Annotated in this window: 15 protein-coding genes; 8 read left to right on the top strand and 7 right to left on the bottom strand. The window is 60.7% G+C overall.

What is annotated here, in order from left to right; all coding sequences use genetic code 11:
- Window positions 1-69: 69 nt before the first annotated feature.
- From BUC24_RS16700 to BUC24_RS16710, 3 genes are all read right to left on the bottom strand, one after another.
- Window positions 70-5,535, bottom strand: a complete 5,466-nt coding sequence (locus BUC24_RS16700; RefSeq protein ID WP_083598958.1) for a tetratricopeptide repeat protein — start codon at window positions 5,533-5,535, stop codon at window positions 70-72.
- 289 nt (window positions 5,536-5,824) lie between these two features.
- Window positions 5,825-7,621: a class D beta-lactamase gene (gene blaOXA / locus BUC24_RS16705; RefSeq protein ID WP_073218605.1), complete on the bottom strand. Its 1,797-nt coding sequence runs from the start codon at window positions 7,619-7,621 to the stop codon at window positions 5,825-5,827.
- Window positions 7,618-7,998 carry a BlaI/MecI/CopY family transcriptional regulator gene (locus BUC24_RS16710; RefSeq protein WP_073218608.1) on the bottom strand — a complete coding sequence of 127 codons (381 nt, stop codon included), beginning with the start codon at window positions 7,996-7,998 and terminating at the stop codon, window positions 7,618-7,620. The genes blaOXA and BUC24_RS16710 overlap by 4 nt, the downstream gene beginning before the upstream one ends.
- A gap of 120 nt (window positions 7,999-8,118) precedes the next feature.
- Between BUC24_RS16710 and ampC the strand changes: the two genes are divergently transcribed.
- Window positions 8,119-9,963 (top strand): class C beta-lactamase, encoded by a 1,845-nt coding sequence (gene ampC / locus BUC24_RS27310; RefSeq protein ID WP_083598959.1) that lies wholly within the window; start codon window positions 8,119-8,121, stop codon window positions 9,961-9,963.
- Between the two features lie 29 nt (window positions 9,964-9,992).
- Here the strand turns inward: ampC and BUC24_RS26690 are convergent, their stop codons facing one another.
- The 4 genes from BUC24_RS26690 to hppD all read right to left on the bottom strand — a co-directional run bounded on the left by BUC24_RS26690 (window position 9,993) and on the right by hppD (window position 12,692).
- A complete protein-coding gene (locus BUC24_RS26690; protein WP_178372559.1) occupies window positions 9,993-10,385 on the bottom strand; it encodes a hypothetical protein in 393 nt (130 codons plus the stop codon).
- Window positions 10,357-10,698, bottom strand: coding sequence for a YciI family protein (locus BUC24_RS16725; protein ID WP_073218614.1), 342 nt, complete (start codon window positions 10,696-10,698; stop codon window positions 10,357-10,359). Before BUC24_RS16725 ends, BUC24_RS26690 begins: the two co-directional genes overlap by 29 nt.
- 35 nt (window positions 10,699-10,733) lie before the next feature.
- The gene (locus BUC24_RS16730; RefSeq protein WP_073218617.1) at window positions 10,734-11,408 is read right to left on the bottom strand and encodes a DUF2314 domain-containing protein; all 675 of its coding nucleotides are present in this window, start codon (window positions 11,406-11,408) and stop codon (window positions 10,734-10,736) included.
- A gap of 204 nt (window positions 11,409-11,612) precedes the next feature.
- Window positions 11,613-12,692: a 4-hydroxyphenylpyruvate dioxygenase gene (gene hppD, locus BUC24_RS16735; RefSeq protein WP_073218620.1), complete on the bottom strand. Its 1,080-nt coding sequence runs from the start codon at window positions 12,690-12,692 to the stop codon at window positions 11,613-11,615.
- A 166-nt stretch (window positions 12,693-12,858) separates the two neighbouring features.
- Here hppD and BUC24_RS16740 point away from each other — a divergent pair, with 166 nt between their 5' ends.
- The 7 genes from BUC24_RS16740 (at window position 12,859) to BUC24_RS16770 (ending at window position 20,669) form a co-directional block, all read left to right on the top strand.
- Window positions 12,859-13,380 (top strand): Lrp/AsnC family transcriptional regulator, encoded by a 522-nt coding sequence (locus BUC24_RS16740; RefSeq protein WP_073220254.1) that lies wholly within the window; start codon window positions 12,859-12,861, stop codon window positions 13,378-13,380.
- A gap of 352 nt (window positions 13,381-13,732) precedes the next feature.
- The gene (locus tag BUC24_RS16745) at window positions 13,733-14,635 is read left to right on the top strand and encodes an RNA ligase family protein (protein ID WP_073218623.1); all 903 of its coding nucleotides are present in this window, start codon (window positions 13,733-13,735) and stop codon (window positions 14,633-14,635) included.
- A 63-nt stretch (window positions 14,636-14,698) separates the two neighbouring features.
- Window positions 14,699-15,835 carry an AAA family ATPase gene (locus tag BUC24_RS16750; RefSeq protein ID WP_073218626.1) on the top strand — a complete coding sequence of 379 codons (1,137 nt, stop codon included), beginning with the start codon at window positions 14,699-14,701 and terminating at the stop codon, window positions 15,833-15,835.
- Between the two features lie 177 nt (window positions 15,836-16,012).
- Entirely contained in the window at window positions 16,013-16,765 is a 753-nt protein-coding gene (locus tag BUC24_RS16755) for a DUF3348 family protein (RefSeq protein ID WP_073218629.1), read from the top strand.
- Window positions 16,758-19,289: a DUF802 domain-containing protein gene (locus BUC24_RS16760; RefSeq protein ID WP_073218632.1), complete on the top strand. Its 2,532-nt coding sequence runs from the start codon at window positions 16,758-16,760 to the stop codon at window positions 19,287-19,289. Before BUC24_RS16755 ends, BUC24_RS16760 begins: the two co-directional genes overlap by 8 nt.
- On the top strand, window positions 19,289-19,924 hold the full coding sequence (locus BUC24_RS16765; protein ID WP_073218634.1) for an OmpA family protein: 636 nt from the start codon (window positions 19,289-19,291) through the stop codon (window positions 19,922-19,924). Before BUC24_RS16760 ends, BUC24_RS16765 begins: the two co-directional genes overlap by 1 nt.
- The gene (locus BUC24_RS16770) at window positions 19,917-20,669 is read left to right on the top strand and encodes a DUF2894 domain-containing protein (RefSeq protein ID WP_073218637.1); all 753 of its coding nucleotides are present in this window, start codon (window positions 19,917-19,919) and stop codon (window positions 20,667-20,669) included. The genes BUC24_RS16765 and BUC24_RS16770 overlap by 8 nt, the downstream gene beginning before the upstream one ends.
- Window positions 20,670-20,860: the final 191 nt, after the last annotated feature.

Genomic DNA, 20,860 nt, shown 5'->3' on the forward strand with positions numbered 1-20,860 from the left:
GCATGCCGGACGCCTGCCTTGCATCGAGTACCACGCGCACAAACCGCCGTCCGCACATTTCGATGTTTCCTATTTACTCCCCCCCGCCACAGGCGCCTGCGCGCCGCGCACTGTGCCTTGGGCCACTGCCAGCGTCGTGCGCGTCAGCTTGCTGTCCGGGTGATCCGCACCGAGCACCTTGTTCCTCACTGTCAGCGCACGCATCAGCACCGGCTGGGCGGCATCGAAACGGCCCATGCTGTTATACAGATCGCCAAGCGCCTGCAACGATTCAGCCACCTCAATCGCATCCGGGCCGCGCCAGTGCTCACGCACCTTCAGCGCATGTTGGAATTGCAGTTCTGCGTCGGCAAAGCGTTTCTGCCTGGCGTATAGTTCGCCCAAAACCTGGTAACTCAGCGCCAGCTGAATATGCTCCGCATCGTGCGCCTTGCGTCGAAGCATCTGCGCCTGGCGTATCAATTTCTCCGCCGCCTCGAACTTGTCGAGGTGAACCAGATTACGGGCCACGGTGACCAGATAATTGGCATACCAAACGTTGTCGTCATCGCTGGCGCTCTCCAGAAAGGCCATCCCGCGCGTAAACAACGCCTCGGCCTGCGCATATTTCCCCACGCGGTCATGCAGCGTGCCGAGCTGCATCAGAGTATCCATGGTGGCCCAGCGCGCGCGCTCGCCGTCGTTCTCCCAATGCTGCAAGGTCCTTTGCAAGGTATTCTCGGCCTCCTGGTAGCGGCCGGTAGCGAAATAGAGCTTGCCCTGGCTGCTGAGCGTTCTGACAGTTTTTCCATCTTTCTCGCCAAACAGGGTCACCTGCATGGCATAGGCTTGCTTGTAAAGGTCCTCGGCCTTTGCAAACTGTTCCATGTTCACATAGGCCTCGGCCACGGTCCAACGGCTCTCCGCCGCTTCGCGCGATGTGCTGCCGTGGGCTTTGTCGATCATGGCCAGGAACTGCAGATACTGTGCTTCCGCCTTCTCCGGCTGGCGCGACTTGATGTACAGGCTGCCCAGCCCTGCGACCTGGTCGGTCAGCCATGGGTCACTCGCATCAACGACCGTGTGAGTGAGCGCCAGGGCTCGCTGCAAATAGGGCAATGCAGCGTCAAACCTGCCCGCCCACACATGGAAATTACCGACCGCCCTCAATGATTCAACCAGGGAGACGGATTGTTCGCCCGGCGTCTTCTCAGCCAGTTCCAGGGAACGCAGATAGGCTTTCTCGGCGCGAACGAAGTCGTCCGCTTCCATGTAGTACTGCGCCACGGTTCGCTGGCCCGCGCTGCTCAAGGTCTTATTGGCTTCGGCGAACGCGGCTTCCGCTTTGCTGTCCTGTTTCAGGCGCAGGTATAACTCAGCCAGTCTCACCCGCGCCGCGTACACCCCCTCGTTGGCGGCCTTCTGGTACCAGACCAGCGCTTGCGTGGTGTCCTTTTCAACGCCCAACCCTCGCTCGTAGCAATACCCCAGCGCATTCTGCGCCATCTCTTCGTCTTTATCGGCCGCCTTGCGCAGCAGCGCGACTGCCTTCTTGAAGTCGCGGCCAACGCCGTGGCCAGACATGTACATTTGTCCAAATTCCGACTGTCCTTGCGGATGCCCTTGCGCGGCAGCCATGCCGAACCATTTGGCGGCAGCGTTGCGGTCCACCCGGACACCGTCGCCGCCCTTGTACATCGCGCCGACATACAATTGGGCGTCAACGTCACCATGTTCAGCCGCGCGCAAATACCAGTAGCGCGCGCGCTCCAGATCCACTGCAACGCCCCTGCCGTGCACATACATCAGCGCGAGATTGAATTCGGCGATCGCATTGTTTTGCTGTGCCGCAAGTTCATACAGACGTTTGGCCTCGACATATTGTTTCCCGCCGTCGATTTCGTTTTCGTACAGGTAGCCCAGGCCAGCCATGGACTTTGAATTCCCCGCCGCAATGGCCCGGCGATATAGGGCAATCGCTTTCTGAGGGTCTTTTCCCACACCTTTGCCATACCAGTAGGACGCTGCCAGATTGTGCAAGCCCTCCGGATTTCCAGCCTCCGCCGCCTTGGCGTACCAGTCATTGGCCTCGGCCATGCTGAGCTTGACCCCCGTGCCGTTTTCATAAACATAGCCAAGCACTACTTGCGCGTTGGAATTGCCCTTCTGCGCCGCCAGCCGATACAGGGTCGCCGCGCGTGCCTCATCTTTTTCACCCCACGCGCCGCTTTCATAAGCCTGCCCCAGGCTTAACAAGGCCAGATCATTGCCTTTGTAGGCCGCGCGCCGGGTCCAATATTCGGCCAGATGCTGATCCGCTGGCACGCCCTTGCCATCCAGGTAGAGCTCACCCAATGCAGCCATGGCGCTGGCGTGGCCCTGGCCGGCGGCGGCACGGTACCAGCGCAATGCCTGGGCCATATCCATCTCGACGCCGAACCCGTAACGGTAGTGCGCTGCCAGTTGTGCCTGCGCTTCCGGCTGGTCCAGTACGGCAGCCTTGCGATACCATTCCACGGCGTCTTTCGGCGAAGCCGCCGTTCCTGCACCGTCGTCATGCATCGCCCCCAGCGTCGTCATCGCCTCTGGCAGATCCTGGGCAGCAGCCAGACCAATCCAGTGCCATGCCTGGGTCAGATCTTTGCCAACGCCGCTGCCCGTGGCATACGCCATGCCAAGGGCCAGTTGATTCTCGGCCGTGCCAGCGACAGCGCCTGGTCGCCAGGCAGCAACGGCGGCAGTCCAATCGTTGTCGCGCAAGGCCCGGCGGGCGGCGTCCATGCCAGGGTTAGGTGCCTTCAGGCGCCGCAGTTCTGCCATGGCCTGCGCGGGCATGCCGGAACTGCGTATCCCGCCGCTGCGATACCAGCGAAATGCCCGCGCGGCGCCAACCTGGTCCTGCGCAGCCAGGCGCGCCTGGCCAATGTAAAACCAGGCCTCGTTCAGGGCCAGCTCGCTTGCATCGCCCGACAAGGCTTCTGCCTGCTGAATCAACTGGTCGGCGTTGATCAGGCCAATCTGCATGGCTAACACCGGGCGCGGCCATGGTCCATCGGGAATGGCGCGTGCGAACTGTGCCAGTTCAGCTGGCAGCGCTTGCTGTGCGCGCTGCAGCAGCGCAATGTGGCTGGCAATATCGGCGGCTGAGCGCGAATTGCCCTGGGCTTTGCGGCGTGCTTCCTGGTAGCGCGCCATGGTGGCCAGTGCGGCGCTGCTGTCGCCGCTGTAAAACTGCGACCAGGCCAGCTGCTGCGTGAGTGGGCTGTCGTCGGCGATGCCGCTTTCGCCCATCCATGCCTTGGTGCTGCTGTCGAAGTCACCGGCGGCGAAGGCAAGTTGCCCCATGCATGTGCCGACGCCGGCGCGCTTGCCCATGGCCGTCAAACGCTTGACCAGGTCGGCAGAAAACTGTTTCAGGTCGGAGCCCGCGATGTCATCGCGGTCCAGTACGCCAAATACGAATTCGCAAGCCTTGTCAGGCAACAGCGCCTCGCCCTTGCTTGCTTTCAGGTCCGGCATGGCGCGCATGGCTTCGCCGACCTGGCGCAGATCATCCAGGTCGCGGTAGGAATGTCCCTTCAACCCATCGGCGACAACCGCGTCGTCCTCGAAGCGCAGTGTGCCGCTGGCAAACGGCAGCAGCTTCTTGGCTTCGGCTTGCAGCGGCACCAGGTCGGCAGCGGGGATCACGTCCTGCTTGACCTTGTAGTCGATCAGATGGTCGATCTGGTTGCCGCGCATGGAAAATTCTTCGCGCAATTGAAAGAATGGATTGTCGAGTGTCTCACTCACATTTGGCAAAGAGGTCCGCACGGAATCGGGCCAGCGCACGCGCAGCCGGTAACGGCCGTGGAATTTTCCTCCGCTCAGCGCGAAGGGATACTGGCGAACCAGCTTGTCGGGCAAGCCAATGCTCCCGGCAATGATCTTGCTATCGAACGCGATGGCGTAGCGGCCGTCCGTATGGCTGACCGCGTCGGGCACCTGATAGTAGCTGACAACGTCAACGCGGTTGTTGGCGCTGTCGTCCAGGTACTTCGGTGCGCCGGTCATGCGCACACCGGGAAAATTCTTTTCGTAGTCAGCCAGCAGTTCATTTTTCTGTTCGCTGGCCGACAGGCTGGTGAAATGGGCACGCATGGCGTCGGCATATGTGCCGCGATAGACGTCGCGAGTCTCCAGCGTGGCCGCGCCGCTGAAATCGGCAACGACGATGTTTTCGTTGTGTTCGTAGAGCGGCCCAACGTCATCGCGCGCCGGCAGCGTGGTCAGGCCGCTGGTGCCCTTGTCGACCACCAGCACAGCCGCGCCGGGGAATGCGGCTGGCATGGTCGCCAGCGGTTCCGGCTGATTGGTTCTGGTGGGGTCGACGTAATAGTCGCGCCCGTCGAGCGTGATTTGCACGATGACATGGTTGAACCAGTTTGACGTGGCCAGCAACTTGGCTGGCAAACGTGGGGCATCGGCCGACAGCAGCACGGGCCGCGCTGTCACGCCCAGTTCACGCAGCAGGCTGATCAGCAGATAGCTCTTGTCCTTGCAATCGCCATAGCGGCGCTTGAGCACCTCGTCCGGCGCATGGGGCCGCTGCGCATTTTCGCCAATGGAGACGCTGAAATAGCGGATATCATTTTGCACCCAGTGCAGCGCCGCCGCGGCCCGTGCCATCTGGTCGGGCTGCTTGCGCAGCTCCAGCGCCAAAGCCTTGAGCCTTGGCGTCGCCGGCACCGGGGGGAACAGCCCGTTGGCCCAGGTCGCCACGGCTTGCCAGTCCGCGTACTCGCTGAACTGGAGTACGCGTCCGGGAAAATAGTCGGACGGCGTTGACGCTTCACCCAGCGTCGCCTCGAGGCCGCGGCCTTCAAAGCGGATGCGTTCCATGCCATCAACAATATCGATCTGCGGCACCAGTTTGTCAGTCTGGAAGTCGCCCAGTTGACGCCAGTGCAGCGGGCGCTGGCGCGGATGCAGGACGGTCAGCCGCTTCAGTTCAATGGGCGCACTGATATCCCAGCTGAAGTCGTCCGACCAGGTTTTCCCGCGCACGGGATTCTCGCCCTCGATCGTGTAATTGATCCACAGCGTATCGCCAATACGCACATCGTCGAGCAACAGCTGCAGGGTCGTCGCGCCGCCCAGCACACCGCTCTCCATCTCGGTTTCGCGCTGCAGAGGACGGATACTGACGCTTGCCGTGCGGTCCATGCGCTGTTCGCCGCGCAGGATCATCACCTTGTGCAGCGCCAGTTTCTGATACTGCGGGAAATAGTCGATCCCGAATTGCCCAATGACGCCGAGCGCGCTCGAATCGTTGACCTGAATGGCGCGCTGATAGTTGGTCGCCGGTATCGGACCGACCCAGGCTTGCGTGTCATGCGCACGGATCACAAACGGATCGGTGCGCTCGGTGCGCGGCACCTCGGTCAGCAGCGCGACCCATTTGGGCAGCGCCGCGCCACGGGTAAAGCCGGCCGCGACCTGCGTTAGCTGGGCGGGCGGGGCGGCAAGAACGACGGCGGGCAAAACGGCGAGAGCGGTAACGAAAGCGGTACGCATGGGCGATAGATGGGCTTCTTGGTAGGGACGCGGTTGCAGGCTTGGCCGTCATGCCCCCAGGCGCGTGGCAGGCGTTTCAAGACAGGAGGTGTGGCGAGAACTCTCAACGAACCACGGTACCGCTCCGCATCCGAAGCGCAGGGCACGCGGTGGCGGCAAGGCGACAAATCGTTGCACATATTATCACGTCATTTCACTCAATCAACATTGCAGCGTGATAATTTTTGCGACGATTTTTTACTGGGCCTGTCTGCGGGGCAGCGTTTGCGCTGTCGATCGGAGGGCGAACCTACAGCCTATCGAGCTGCGGCGGCAAATCGCGCAGCATGGCCGCACGGGCGCGCGCGCCGCCCATCGCATCGGCCTGCTTTGCATCAAGCACGAGTCGTGCAAACACCACCGTGCGGCGGCCTTTTTTTGCCCACCCTACATACCAACCATACTGGCGCGTAGCGTCGTCGCCGCCGTCTGGCAGCAGCGCCGACGCCGTGCCCGTCTTGCCCACAACGTGCCAGCCATTGCCCAGGGTTTGCTGCGGCAAGATGCGTTCGGTCTTGGCGTACGCCTGTGGGGACAGCGGCAGTTCGCGGTTCGCTACCTTGCGCAGAAAGTTCACTTGCTCGCTTGGCGAGATGCGCAAACTCGAGCTGACCCACGATTGCACGAGGCCGTTGTCCTTGCCCGGGTCGCCGCCCAGGTCCTGATTGCCGTAACTGAAGCCTTGCACATAGTCCTGGAAACGCTTGGCGCCCAGACGGGTCGTGATCTGCTGGGCGTACCAGAGCACCGAGTTCTGCAACCAGGTGCTGGGATCGGTATCGGCTTGCCACGACGGTATATAAGCGGGGTAGCCGGTCTTGAACGGCAGCATCGGAGCGTGCTCGTCTTGCAGAATGCCACTATCAAAGCCCATCAGCGCCACTGGAATGTTGAACGTTGACGCTGGCGTGACCTGCTCGTCGCAGTGGCCGTCGCGCACCAACTGCGCGCCACTGGCGGCATCGACCAGCAAGGTACAGCTGAATGCCGCCTGCGCGACAGACGGATCGCTGCGCCAGGCCAGCGCAGGCTGGAAAGCCAGGCTGGCACCAAACAGGCTTGCCAGCGCGGCGATTGAAAAAATGCGCGCCGCGTCCGCACCGCGGCTACGCCCGTTGGAGGGCTCGCGGATCAGCGCGATGCGCGCAGCCAGGGTGCCGGCGCAAACGGCGCCAAATGCCAACGCCGTCTGGCGCGCATCCCGCTGCAGACGCAGTTGGGCCACCAAAGCTGCGGCATAGGCTTTGCGCTGCGCAGGTGCGCGCGAACGAAGCACATCCCGGTCGCACCCAAGTTCCTGCGCCCAGGACAGGCGGTTGCGCAGCATGCGCATGAACGGATTGAACCAGAGCAGCGATTGCAGCGCGATACCCACGCTCATCCAATGCAGGTCGCGACGGCGCCAGTGCATCAGTTCGTGCTCGATGATCAGTTGTTGTTGCTTGGCGTCGAAGCCGCGCAGATGGCGCGGCAGCAGCAAGCGCGGGTTCAGCAGGCCGAACAGCATGGGCGAAATCGGCGCGTCCACTTCGATGATGCTTGGCAGCGAAGTCGGCGCGGTCTCGGTGCCTGGCTGGGCCGGAAGTCGGACGCCGCTTGCGGCCAGGTGATCAAGCAGGCGACGCGCGTACAGTAAGCGGAGCACGGTGTAGCCCAGGCCAAGCAGGTAGACCAGCAGCCACACTTGCGCGGCACGCGTCAGCCAGATCGCGGGGCGCAGCGCATCGCCAGTGGCAGCGCTCGGCCTGCCAGGGCCCGGCAGCGCGCTGCCGCCATCCGTCGCTGTGGCATGGCTGAGCGCAACTTCCGGCAGGTCAATGGGAGGGACCAGGCGCAAGTGTTCGCTATGCGGCAGTAAAACGACCAGAAACGCCGCCATCACCGTAACCTGGCCCAGCAGCCAGGTGGAGCGGCGAAGCGCCACGCCCGGCAAGCGGCCAAACATCGCAGTGACGCCCCACGCGCCCATGCCGACGGCCACACAAGCCGCGCTGGCGAGCAAGAACCGCAACGGCAACTGGTCCAGCAGTGCAGACAATCCTGTCATGCCCCGCCCTGCTCGTCCGGCCAGGCTTGCAGCAATTGCTCCAGTTGCTCGAGCTCGGCTTCGTCCACCAGCTTGCTACCCGTGAACATATTGACCGGCAAAGGCGCATCCATCTCCATGACCCGCTTGCCAAAGTCGTGCGCAAACGCCGCCAGCGTACCCACCTTTTCCAGCGCCGCTTCGTACACCTGCACGCCGTGCCGGGTTTGCTGGCTGACAGAGCCTTTGTCCAGCATGCGTTCCAGTGTTTTGCGGGTGGAAGAATAGGACCAGCCCAGTTCTGCCTCAACCTGGTCATGGATTTCACGTGCGCTCAAGGGTTGCTGCTTCCACAGCGCTTTGAGAATGGAGAGTTCAGAGATAGAAGGAATGGCCATGGCGCCTAGTATGCAGGACCGTGCGACAGTTGTCACCACAAATAAAACCTTTGACATGAATGCGACATTTGTCGCATCATAGCCCCGTCTGTCGCATTTCGCGGCATTGAAAGGATACGTATGACATTCCGCATGACTGCCATGGCCGTTGTGGGCGCCGTGGCTGCGCTGGTAGCGGCGCCTGCCCTGCACGCAGCCGAAATCTGTACGGCAATTGCCGACGCTGCCACTGGCAAGGTATTGATGCAGCGCGGCGACTGCCAGCGCCAGGTCACACCCGCGTCCACATTCAAGATCCCCTTGAGCCTGATGGGGTATGACGCAGGCTTTCTGAAAGACACGCAAACGCCCGAGCTGCCTTTTCGCCAGGGTTACGTCGACTGGCGCCCCAGCTGGCGCAGCGCAACCGCGCCAGCCAAGTGGATGAGCGAGTCGGTGGTCTGGTATTCGCAGCAAATCACGCAGTCACTGGGTAAAAAGCGGTTTGCCGAGTACACCACCCGCTTCAACTATGGCAATGCCGACGTGTCGGGCGATGCCGGGCACGAGGGCTTGACTGCCGCCTGGCTGGAGTCCTCGCTGCGCATTTCTCCGCTCGAGCAACTGTCTTTCCTGGGCAAGGTGGTGAACCGCCAGCTGGGGGTGAGCGAGCACGCCTACGCGATGACGGCGCAGCTGACGCAATGGGGCCAGTCGCCGGACGGCTGGCGCATCCATGGCAAGACTGGCAGTGGTGACGGTTACGGCTGGTATGTCGGCTGGGCGTCGAAGGGTGCGCGCGCTTATGTTTTTGCGCGCCTGATTCAAAAAGATAAATCGGACGCTGCCGACGTACCGGGCGGCATGCTGGCGCGAGACAGCTTGATGGAAGAGTTTCCGGCTTTGGTCAACGGCATCGCGGTGGATCAGACCATGCGTCCACTCATGCAAGAGAACGACATTCCCGGCATGGCGGTGGCAGTCAGTGTGAACGGCAAGCACTACTTCTATCACTACGGGGTGGCGTCAAAGGAGACGGGGCAGCCGGTGACCAACGCAACCCTGTTCGAAATCGGCTCGCTCAGCAAAACCTTCACAGCCACGCTGGCCACCTATGCCCAAGCGCAAGGCAAGCTGGCCATGACAGATGCGGTCAGCCAGCACGTGCCGCAACTGCGTGGCAGCAACTTTGACCACATCCAGCTGCTGCATTTGGGCACGCATACGGTGGGCGATTTCCCGATGCAGGTGCCGCTGGACATCAAGACCTACGATCAACTGATGGATTACTACAAGCGTTGGCAGCCTGGCCATGGCGCTGGCACGCATCGCACGTATTCCAACCTTGGCATCGGCCTGCTTTCCATTGCCACGGCCCACAGTCTGGGCATGCCGTATGTGGACGCGGTCGAGCAGACGCTGCTGCCCGCACTGGGCCTCAAGCACACCTGGATCAAGGTGCCCGCAGACGAGATGGCACAGTACGCGCAGGGGTATAATAGCAAAGGCGCACCGGTGCGCGTGAACCCGGGCGTGCTTGCCGATGAAGCCTATGGCGTCAAAAGCACAGCAGCGGACCTGATCCACTTTTTGGATGCGAACATGGGCTTGATCACGCTCGATGCCAACCTGGCGCGCGCCATTCGCGATACCCACGCGGGCTATTTCAAGGCTGGGCCGATGACGCAAGATCTGGTGTGGGAACAATATCCCTCCCAGGCGGCACTGGAACAACTGCTCGTTAGCACATCGGAAAAGATGACGCGTGAATCGAACCCGGTCAGCACGATCGCCCCACCCCTGCCACCGCAAGCGCACGCCTGGCTGCACAAAACAGGTTCTACAGGCGGCTTCAGCGCCTACGCCCTGTTCAATCCTGCGCGCAAGGTCGGCATCGTCATTCTGGCAAACCGCGTCCTTCCGGGCGACCAGCGGGTGCGTGCGGCGTATGGGCTGCTCAATCAGCTGGGACCGGACGCACCATAGACAATCGGCACGCAGATCCTATCGCAAGGCTACATCCAGAGCGGCCAAAATAAGGCGCCCAGCAACAGGCCTGTCACCAGGCCCGCGATGCCGAGAAAAGCCCAAAGTAATGGGCCCAATGTGATTTCCCCGTTACGCGAAGGCAGCCAGAGTGCTTCCAGGATCAAAGCGGCGGCCACTGGCGGCCGCTTTTCATTCTTCACATTGAAGATCGCGAGCGCCGCCAAAATCACGGCAATACCCATGCTCCAGGCCAGAAGGGGCAGGAAGCAATCGTAAGGAATCCAGATGACGCATAGAGCACCGGTCAACACGGTACATGATAGAACGATAGCAGGTACGTGCGCTTGTTTTGTATTCGCTGTCATTGACGTCAGCTTCTGCCTGGTGGTTTCAAGACTGCGGATCGTATCCGAAGGCACGCAGCTCCTGATCGCAGCGGCAAGCCTTGCCGATGCGCGCTGCCCATGCAATGGCGTCGTCGCGTGAGGGCACTTCCAGCACCAGGAAGCCGCCATTCAGGGTCGGCCCCCAAGCATAGCCGCCTGCTGTCACGGTCCCCTCGGCAGAGACCAGGACCGGCGGCACGCTTTCATCGATGCCGCCGCCGAAGACGTAAACGCCAGCCACTTTTGCCTCTTCAATCACAGCGTGAGAATCGCGGGAGACGGCGTCCCAATCGCCATCTGGGACGACCATCGCGGCGCTGGGAAACGAGATAAGGTACTTGGCCATGGTGCTCCTTCCGTGTAGGGGTACAGGTGACGAATCTACATATAGGTATGTACTCCGACGTGCTCGTCGAACGCCGCCTTTTCGATATCGCTCATTCTGGCGCGCGCATAGCGCAACGAGAAACCGCCGTGCAGCCTGCCCTCGTCATTGATCATCCAATCCTGGATTTCATCATTGCGTACATTGACCCGGGCAGCGAGGGAGTATGTCTTAAATTCGCGAGGCAGTTCGAAAATCTCGCCGACGAAGCCGTCGTTATCATGCGCGACCACTGATAGCCATATATATGCCCGGTGATCCGGCTCTTCCAGGAGCACCTTCACTGACGGGTATTTTGTGGTCGACGTATCGGCCAACATTTGCCGGAAGCTGCCCAGGGAACCGCGCGCGGCGACGATTGTTGCTTGATAATCGTCATCTTCCCTACTCACGTACGCAACGCGAATGCCGGGATCCAGATCGGGCTTTCGATCCAGTTCTCGTCTCAGCATCTGCCAGTCATACCAGCAATTTTCGGGATCAAGATCGTTGTAGCCGCGACTTTCGGCCATTGTTTCGATGCGATCTTGCGCGACCATCATGACACCAGCACCATCCCGGACCTTCAGGACCTCCGCCTCGGTCAATGGACTTCCCTTCGCGTCCTCTGCCGAAATCAGGAGCACGCAAAGTGCGGGTATAAACAGCGGAACCAGCGCTTCATCACTCATGTTGCCTGTCCTGGGAGAGTTTGTTCGGATCGTTGCTTCGCGGGTTTACAGTGTCGGCTGCAGTGTCGGACTGACGGCGACCGTATATTGGCGCATCTAGCCATCATACCCGACGGGCTCGAACCAAACGCAAAATCAGGATCAGCCTGCATACTCGCGGGGCGGATCCCGAAATGGCTGCGGCCAAGGGCCGCCAGCACGACGTCAGGCAGTTGCTTGCAGCACGCCGCGGCGCAGCTGGTCGCGCTCGATCGACTGGAATAAAGCCTTGAAGTTGCCTTCGCCGAAGCCTTCGTCGCCCTTGCGCTGGATGAATTCGAAGAACACGGGACCGAGAACCGTGCCCGAGAAGATCTGCAACAGCAAGCGTGTATGACCATCGGCGGTACTGCCATCGAGCAGAATGCCGCGCGTTTGCAAGGCACTGACATCTTCACCGTGACCGGGGATGCGTTCCTCGATCATTTCGTAATATGTCGCTGGCGGCGCCACCATGAACGGCACGCCGCTCATTTTCAGCTCGTCCAGCGTCGACTGCAGATCGTCCGTGAACAAGGCAATGTGCTGAATGCCTTCGCCATTGAACTGCATGAGGAATTCTTCGATTTGGCCTGAACCGCGCGACGATTCTTCGTTCAGCGGAATACGGATTTTGCCATCTGGTGCACTCATGGCCTTGGAGGTCAGTCCCGTATATTCGCCCTGAATGTCGAAGTAGCGGATTTCCTTGAAGTTGAACAGCTTCTCGTAAAAGCCGGCCCAATACGCCATGCGGCCGCGATACACATTGTGCGTCAGGTGGTCGATCGTGTGCAGACCGAAGCCTTTCGGATTGCGGTCGACGCCTTCGATGAATTCGAAGTCGATGTCATAGATCGATTTGCCTTCTTCAAAGCGGTCGATCAGATACAGCGGCGCGCCGCCAATGCCGCGAATGGCAGGCAGGCGCAATTCCATCGGGCCTGTGGGAATGTCGACCGGTTGCGCACCAAGTTCCAGGGCGCGCGCGTACGCCTTGTGTGCATCTTTGACGCGGAACGCCATGCCGCAGGCGGACGGGCCGTGTTCGGCGGCGAAATACGCAGCCGCGCTGCCAGGCTCGTTATTGACGATAAAGTTAATGCCACCCTGACGGAACAGCTGCACGTTCTTGGAGCGGTGCGTCGCGACTTTGGTGAAACCCATTTTCTCGAATACGGCTTCCAGCATCCCTGGTGTGGGCGAGGCGAATTCAACGAATTCGAATCCCATTAGTTCCATTGGATTTTCCCAAACGTTTGACATGTGCGCTCCTGAATATGGGTGTTGTGTGGACCTTGCAGGGCTGGGTTGCCACTGCCTACAATCAACCAAGTTTAGTGCGTTGAACGTGCACAAGGTACTTATAATGTCGGCTTCACACGCTGAAAAATGCGAATAAACGCCACGAAATGAAGGATTGGTGCACGAAATGACTTCGATAGTGATCGACCGGTACGACCTGGAGCTGCTGGCGGCCCTGCAGGAAGATGGCCACGCCACCAACGCCGCGATTGGGCAGAAGATCCATTTGTCCGCCTCGCAGGTGAGCCGCCGCATTCAGAATCTGCAAGAATCACACGTGATCGCGCGCTACGTGGCCGTGCTCAATCCCGACATTCTCGGGCTGGGCGTGATGGCTTATACCTTCGTGACGATTGAGCGGCAAAGCGAACAGGGACACTTGTTTGAACAAGCGGTGAAAGATCTGGCGCCGGTACTGGAATGCCACTCCGTATCCGGCGAGGCAGATTACATTCTGCGCATCGCGGCGCCCGATCTGGCTGCGTTCTCCGAATTCATGAGCAGCCAGTTGCTGCGCTTGCCCGGGGTGGCGAACGTCAAGTCGATTATTGCGCTGAAAACCATCAAGCACGCATCCGCGCTACCCCTTGATCATTTAACGCAGCCAACCAAAATCAAGCGCCAAGTCACCTTTGCTGCTGGCCGTTAGCGTGCGTGCGGCTTCGATCCAAATTCGTTGACAAGCATGAATGATCTCGATAAGCTGCGCGCATATTTTCAGAAAACCGCTGCTCTCAAGGAGCCAAAAGTGCCTCGTTTCCACATCATCACCCGCTAATGCCGACGACTGCTTCCTGCAGTCATATCGCTCTACGCGTCTGCGCCTGAATTCCTGCCGCCATCCCTGCTGCAGAAGCGCCTGACCACGTTGCCGCGCATGTCAAACCTGTTGCAATCTCCAGAATGAAGCGCAGCAGACACATCGCACTCCAGTTGAAATCCGTCGTCGGTCACCAAACATCCTGTTAAGGAGACGTGCGTCAACACGCACGGGACCACGAATGAATATCAACAGCATCACCTTGCTGAAATACCCGCGCACTGCGCACTTGGCCGGTTCACGCCTGCAACTTAACGATAGCGCTACGGATCAGATTGCGCTGTCCTCGCTGGCTGGCCGCTACGTTGTCATCGAAGAAAAACTCGATGGCGCCAATACCGGCATCTCGTTTTCCGATGCTGCCGAAGTGATGCTGCAATCGCGCGGCCATTACCTGGCTGGCGGTGGCAGCGAGCGCCAGTTCAACCTGCTCAAACCATGGGCTCGCGCCCACGAAGCGTGGCTGCTGGAACGTCTGGACGATCGATTTGTCATGTATGGCGAATGGACGTACGCCAAGCACTCGGTTTTTTACGACAATTTGCCGCATTTTTTTCATGAGTTCGACATATTTGATCGGCAGACCAGGCAGTTTCTGTCGACCAAGCGGCGCCATACTTTGCTTGCAGAGGGGCCGGTGCTATCGGTCCCGGTTCTTTACGCCGGATTGATGCCGACCAATCCCAAGCATTTATGGAAATTGGTTTATCGCTCCTTGGCAAAAACGCGCGACTGGAAAGCAGCATTCGAAGCAGCCGTCAGGCGCGAGGGCCAGCCTCTTGATCTGAGCTGGAGGCAGACCGACAAGTCTGACCGGTCGGAGGGCCTGTACCTGAAGGTGGAAGACGACGAGCAAGTACTGGCGCGTTACAAGTTGGTGCGATCGGATTTTACGCAGACGATTCTCGATTCTGGTTCGCACCATGCGCGCCGGCCCGTGCTGCCAAACGCGCTGGCCGCGGGCGTGGATCTGTATACGCCGCAGCTGCTGGTGAACTGGGACTGCCTGGGGCTCAAGACTTTGCACACGGTCGATGAACTTGCGGCAGCCTCGTCTGCATGGTTCGACGCCGAGCGCATGTGATTGCTGTCGCGCCCCGCATGCGCGCAGCAGCGACAAAAATAAGATGAAGAAATGGAGTAATGTATGGACTGGAAAACAATTGAAGGCCTGGTACCGGGCCCGGGACAAGCGCCCGATTTCGCCGCATGCCTGCAAGCCTTTCCGCAGCTTGAACTGGCCAAAACCACACCCCAGTCGCCGCTCTACCACGGAGAAGGCGACGTGTGGACCCACACGATGATGGTTGTAAATGCGCTGCTGGCCATGCCCGACTATCAGGGCGCGCCCAGGTGCGAGCAGGTCACGGTCTTTCTGGCTGCACTGTTGCATGACATTTCGAAATGCAGCACGACTGTGATCGACCCGGTCACCGGGGCGATCGGTCAGCCGGGGCACTCCAAAAAAGGCGCCATCGATGCGCGTATCGCGCTCTGGGATGCGGCGGCACCGTTTGCGGTGCGCGAGGAAATCTGCAGGCTGATCGCTGTGCACCAGAAGCCATTTTACGTCATGGCCGATGCGCGGCGCGCTGTCACACCTGAATACGCGGTACGGGAATTGTCGTGGCAAGTCAGCATTCCCTTGCTTGCGATGCTGGCCGAAGCGGACATGCGTGGCCGCATCTGCGCAGACCAGGCAAAGGTCCTCGACAATATCGAATTGTTCCGGGAAATGGCGCGTGACGAAGGCTGCTACGGGCAACCACGGTCATTTGCCGACGCGCATACACGACTGGCATATTTCCGTGGCGCCGACGTGCATCCCGACTACGCCCTGTTCCAGGAGCCGGGTTCAAAGGTGGTGGTCATGTGCGGTCTGCCGGCATCTGGAAAAAATACCTGGGTGTCCGAACATCACGCAGACCTGCCAGTGATCTCCTTCGATGACGCACGTGACGAACTGGGACTCAAGCACGGAAAAAATGAGGGCCTGGTGGCGCACCGGGCCACGGACAAGGCCAAAGCGCTGCTGCGGGCAAAAGCGCCCTTTGTGTGGAACGCCACCCATTTGAGTCAGCAGATGCGGGACAAAACGCTCGACCTCCTTTTCGCCTATCACGCAGAGGTTGAACTGGTGTATCTGGAGCGTTCCAGGTCAGAGCTGTTGCGCCGCAATACCCGGCGCGATACCTCGCTGTCGAACAAAGCGTTGCAGGCCATGCTGTTCAAGTGGGAGTTGCCACTGCCGGCGGAAGCGCACCGGGTGACCTACGCTTTGTGAAAATTCTCGCGGAAGATTGCCCATTTTCAATGCAACGCCCGCGAGACCGGAATTTTTGTCCGTCAGGCTGGCTGAGATATAATCCCGGATACTTGTTTCTCAGAAATAAGGCATAAGCCCAATGCCGGCGGCTGCCCTGCGCTACCGGCCTCCGATTCGACCCTGACTCCCTGCAACATGACGCGAGTCCTTCCGCCTACTCATTTCCACAGTTCCCTCCTTCTCCGTTGCCTTGCCGAAATCGACCTTCTGGAAAGCAGAGAGCTCGCTGGCGATTTCGCGGAGCAGCTGGGACAGTGGATGCACTTTACCGACGCGATCGCCTTGTCCTCCGTGCTGGACAGTGGCGTGGCGAAGATCGCGCCACAGAATCCGGCGCAGCGCGCCGCAGCCGCTGCGCTTCACGCAACGGAATTCGAGCGCATTCAGGCATTCATGCTGAGCTCAATTAAAAAGAGCTGCGCCGCGAAAGGTGGCTCGCATATCAAGCTGCCTCTGCCGCTTGATGCCGAGGTGTCGTATTTGCCATACAAGCAGTTTTATGAAGCACACCAGCGCGACATGGAGCTCAGCGTCGAGCCCCTGCGCGTGAACCTGCGCGCGGCACTGGCCAAAGCTTCGCCCGAGCTCCGAAAGCTGGCCGAGCTCGACGTTGTGATGGGAAAAATCCTGCGCGAGCGCGAAAGCCGGCTCTTAAGCAGGGTACCGGTGCTGCTGAAAAAACGCTTCGACGCCCTCTACGCCGCGCATTTGGAACAACTGACCGCGCAAGGCCAGGACGACAACCCAGCTGCCTGGATGCAAGCCGGAGGCTGGCTGGCGCGCTTCTGCCAGAGCCTGCAAACACTGCTGCTGGCCGAAGCCGATCTGCGTCTGCAGCCAAGCGCCGGACTCCTTGAAGCACTTAAACAACAAGAACACGATGCGTAAATATTTCTTCCCCCTCGCCTTCCTCACAGGCGCCATCGCCGTCATCTGGGTCGGCTTCGGCTTTATCGATTCGAGCCCGCTGGCCATGGCGATGACGGCACTGATCTTCGCCGTCTATCTTGCAGGTGCAAGCGAGCTGCACCGCTTCCGCCAGGCCACCGCCACCCTGACGAGCGCACTCAAAGCCATTGCAACAGACGCGCCCGACCTGAACCAGTTCCTTTCCGGTCTGGCCGGCTCGCTGCAGCATCCCGTGCGCCTGCGCATCGAAGGCACACGGTCAGCCCTGCCTGGCCCATCTATGACGCCCTACCTGGTCGGCTTGCTGGTCATGCTGGGGATGCTTGGCACCTTCCTTGGCATGGTTGTGACGCTCAAGGGCGCCGTCTTCACGCTGGAAAAAACCGCCGACCTGGCCGCCATGCGCTCGGCGCTGGCCGTGCCGGTGAAGGGCCTGGGTCTGGCATTCGGCACCTCGGTCGCCGGTGTGGCGGCGTCTGCCGTGCTGGGCCTGATGTCGGCGCTGTGCCGTCACGAACGGATGCTGGCTGGTCAGCTCCTCGACAGCAAGGCTGCCACCGTCCTGAGCGGGTTCTCGCATGCGCGCCAGCAAGAGCAGACGTTCCGGGCCTTGCAGTCGCAGTCCGAGGCGCTGCCCCAGGTGGTCGACAAACTGCAGGCGATGATGCTGCAAATTGAGGCAATGAACGACCGCCTGAACCAGAGCCTGCTCACCAATCAAGAACAGTTCCACAACAACGCCACCGCGACATACACGGAACTGGCGCGCTCAGTTGACAAATCGTTGCGCGAGAGCCTGACCAATAGTGCGCAGACCGCCGGTGAAGGCATCCGGCCGATATTCGAAGCAGCAATGCAAGGCATCGCGCAGGAAGCCAGGGCCATGCACGAGCGTACGGCCGGCACAGTGCAGCAACAACTCGACGGCCTGGCCGCGCGCTTTGGCGTGGCAACGGAGGGCGTCGCCCAAACGTGGAACGCGGCCCTGGAGAACCAGGCACAGACCAATCGCAGCATGGCCAGCGAGATGGCACGCGCCTTGACCGCCTTCAGCGCCGCGTTCGACACGCGCGCCGGCGCGCTGGTTGCCACAGTCGGCGCTACCTATGCCAATCTGCAAGCCGGCCAGGCAGCACACGATGCGCAGCGCCAACAGGCCTGGACCCAGTCGCTTGAGGCAATGGCAGCCACGCTGACCAGCGAACTACGGGACAGTGGCGCCCAGGTGCTTGCACAGCAGCAGGAAATTTGCACTGCCGTCACCCGGGCCGTGCGGGAAGCTGGCGACGTATATGTTGGCTTGCAGACCGGGCAAGCCGCCCAGGACGCGCAACGGCAGCAGGCCTGGACGCAGTCTCTGGAAGCAATGGCGGCAACGCTCTCGCAAGAATTGCAGGAAAGTGGCGCGCAAGTGCTTGCCCAGCAGCGGGAAATCTGTACCGCCGTCACGCATGCCGTGCAGGAGACCGGCCAGGCCTACGCGAACTTGCAGACAGGACAGGCCGCCCAGGATGCGCAGCGCCTGCAAGCCTGGACCCAGTCCCTGGAAGCAATGGCAGCAACACTCACGCGTGAACTGCAGGAAAGCGGCGCGCAGGTACTGACCCAACAGCGCGACGTCTGCGCAGCAGTGACGCACGCCGTCGGTACGCTGGCTGAGCAAGTGCAGGCGGATGCGGGCAAGTCGCTCGCTCAAGCTAGGCACCTGGTGACCACGGCCGAAGAATTGATGCGTTCGCGCATTGCGGCGGAAGCGCAGTGGCTGGACCAGCACAGCGCGCGCATGAACCAGCTTGCAGGCCTGCTGCAGACCGAACTGGGCGCACTGCGCGACCAGGAAGCGGCGCGCGGCGACGCAGCCGTAGCGCACCTGGGTCACTTGCAATCAGTCGTGAGCACCCATTTAACCACGCTGGGTACCGCCCTGGAAGAACCGATCTCGCGTTTGATCGAGACTGCCGCCGAAGCACCGCGCGCGGCCGCAGAAGTGATTGGCCAGCTGCGCCAGGAAATCTCAAACAGCGTGGCACGCGACAACGTTGTGCTGGAAGAACGCAGCCGCATCATGGAAACGCTCAATTCCTTGCTGGGGGTAATCAACCATGCATCGCACGAACAGCGCGCCGTGATTGATGCGCTGGTCGCTTCCTCGTCCGACAAGCTGGACGCTGCCAGCACCGCGTTCTCTGCCAACGTTGCCGGCGAATCGGCCAAGCTGGCAGAAATTGCCGCCAATGTCACCACCAGCGCGGTGGACGTGGCCAGCCTGGCCGATGCCTTTGGGGTGGCGGTCCGCGCCTTCAATGAGGCCAATGAAAAGCTCGCCTCCAACCTGGACCGCATCGAGACCGCACTCGACAAATCCATGTCGCGCAGTGACGGCCAGCTGGCCTACTACGTTGCCCAGGCGCGCGAGATCATCGACCTTTCCATGAGTTCGCAAAAGGAAATCGTCGACGAACTGCGTCAGTTGCCGGCCATGCTGGCGGTCGAGGGCAAGTGATGGAAGAAATGGACGCATCGGAACACAGCGCACCAACCTGGGCCGTGTTTGGCGACCTGATGTCCGGTCTGCTGGGCGCCTTTGTCCTGCTGCTGGTGGCGGTAGTGGGTGTGCAAATGGAATTGACCTCCAGCCTGCAGGAAGAAGTGAAGAAGCGTCAAGCCGAGGAGCAACGCCGCCTGACGCTGGAAAAAGCCCTGGCAGTACCGCTGGCAAGCGGCCGTATTACGCTCAACAATGGCCGCATCGGCATTAGTGGACAAGTCTTGTTTGCGCAAAATTCGGACAAGTTGCAACCGGACGGACGCCAGTTGCTGAGCAGCCTGGTGCTGCCCTTGCAGGCTTACCTGTCAGCGCGCGATGAAATGCTGATGGTCAGCGGCTTTACCGATGACAAGGCGATCCGCAACGGTCCGTTTGCCGACAACTGGGAACTGTCGGCGCAACGCGCCTTGACGGTGACGCGCACGCTGGTCGAGCAAGGCATGCCATCGTCCATGGTGTTTGCTGCGGCATTCGGCGCCGAGCAGCCAGTCAAGCCGAATACCGACGACGCTTCGCGCGCCCTGAACCGGCGCGTGGAAATGGCGCCCGTGCCCAAGTCGGCGCCAGCCAAAATGCGACCCAATGAGTGACGGCGCGACAATCAATGCAGTTGCGCTGCTGGCACGCCTGAAGGATGCGGACAGCGAACGCTTTGATACTGCCGGCTGGCACTACATCGACAGCTTGGCCCGGCGTGCGGCCGCGCATGAAGGAAGCGTGCGACGCTTGCTTGACGCAAAACTTGAGGTCGCAGTGACAGCATTTGCCGCGCGTTTCGATCAGGCACGAAGTAATGCGGCAGACGTGTTGGAACGTGCCTGCAAGGCGCATCCGCACGCGGCCGCCGAACTGCAAACCCTGTATGCGTGCAGCGACTTCAAGGGCTTGCGGCGCCTGCGCGCCACGCTGGACGCACGCCTGCACTGTGCGGCCCTGGATGCGCTGGTGGCGCAACTTGAACCTGCCCTGGCCCAAGCACCCCAACATTCGCCCGCGCAAGGTGTTGCATCGCCGCCGACCGGGCCTGCCGCCCCCGCCCTGGAATTGAAGACGATTCGTGAATCGCGCGACACCTGGGCCCGCTTAAGCGTCGACAAACAGCTGGCGTTGGCCATGAAACAGGCGCCGCAAAATGCCGGGCCGATCAATTCGCACATGCTGGTACTGCGCTCGCTGGCGAAAATGCAGGCCATGTCGCCCGACTACTTGAACCGCATGGTTTCTTACGTTGATACGCTGCTGTGCCTGGATCCGGGTGAAGTGCTTGTCCCTGCCAAGAAGAAAAAGCCCGCCGCCGCAAAATCGGGCAAACCGACAAAGGCAATGAGAAAGTAAGCAAAAGACGCGCGGGTGTCGGCGTGGAACGTGGGCACTGGAACACCAAGTCTTTTTCCGCTTTCGACCTAAGACCTTGCCCCGATGACGACGAAAGTCGAAAAAGTTTGCGCCAGGTCGTAAAATCGACGACCTCCCCCCGATATCTTTGCCCTCTTTGCTTATGGCACGAATGCCATCAAAGGAGGCGC

Source organism: Massilia sp. CF038 (assembly GCF_900129765.1).
Classification (GTDB): domain Bacteria; phylum Pseudomonadota; class Gammaproteobacteria; order Burkholderiales; family Burkholderiaceae_D; genus Telluria_A.

What these genes read in the sequence shown, in the direction of transcription:
- BUC24_RS16750 (WP_073218626.1), top strand. Translation starts at nt 14,699, where the DNA reads ATGGACTGGAAAACAATTGAAGGCCTGGTACCGGGCCCGGGACAAGCG.
- ampC (WP_083598959.1), top strand. Translation starts at nt 8,119, where the DNA reads ATGACATTCCGCATGACTGCCATGGCCGTTGTGGGCGCCGTGGCTGCG.
- BUC24_RS16760 (WP_073218632.1), top strand. Translation starts at nt 16,758, where the DNA reads ATGCGTAAATATTTCTTCCCCCTCGCCTTCCTCACAGGCGCCATCGCC.
- BUC24_RS16740 (WP_073220254.1), top strand. Translation starts at nt 12,859, where the DNA reads ATGACTTCGATAGTGATCGACCGGTACGACCTGGAGCTGCTGGCGGCC.
- hppD (WP_073218620.1), bottom strand. Translation starts at nt 12,692, where the DNA reads ATGTCAAACGTTTGGGAAAATCCAATGGAACTAATGGGATTCGAATTC.
- BUC24_RS16730 (WP_073218617.1), bottom strand. Translation starts at nt 11,408, where the DNA reads ATGAGTGATGAAGCGCTGGTTCCGCTGTTTATACCCGCACTTTGCGTG.
- BUC24_RS16765 (WP_073218634.1), top strand. Translation starts at nt 19,289, where the DNA reads ATGGAAGAAATGGACGCATCGGAACACAGCGCACCAACCTGGGCCGTG.
- blaOXA (WP_073218605.1), bottom strand. Translation starts at nt 7,621, where the DNA reads ATGACAGGATTGTCTGCACTGCTGGACCAGTTGCCGTTGCGGTTCTTG.
- BUC24_RS16700 (WP_083598958.1), bottom strand. Translation starts at nt 5,535, where the DNA reads ATGCGTACCGCTTTCGTTACCGCTCTCGCCGTTTTGCCCGCCGTCGTT.
- BUC24_RS16745 (WP_073218623.1), top strand. Translation starts at nt 13,733, where the DNA reads ATGAATATCAACAGCATCACCTTGCTGAAATACCCGCGCACTGCGCAC.
- BUC24_RS16710 (WP_073218608.1), bottom strand. Translation starts at nt 7,998, where the DNA reads ATGGCCATTCCTTCTATCTCTGAACTCTCCATTCTCAAAGCGCTGTGG.
- BUC24_RS16770 (WP_073218637.1), top strand. Translation starts at nt 19,917, where the DNA reads ATGAGTGACGGCGCGACAATCAATGCAGTTGCGCTGCTGGCACGCCTG.
- BUC24_RS16755 (WP_073218629.1), top strand. Translation starts at nt 16,013, where the DNA reads ATGACGCGAGTCCTTCCGCCTACTCATTTCCACAGTTCCCTCCTTCTC.
- BUC24_RS16725 (WP_073218614.1), bottom strand. Translation starts at nt 10,698, where the DNA reads ATGGCCAAGTACCTTATCTCGTTTCCCAGCGCCGCGATGGTCGTCCCA.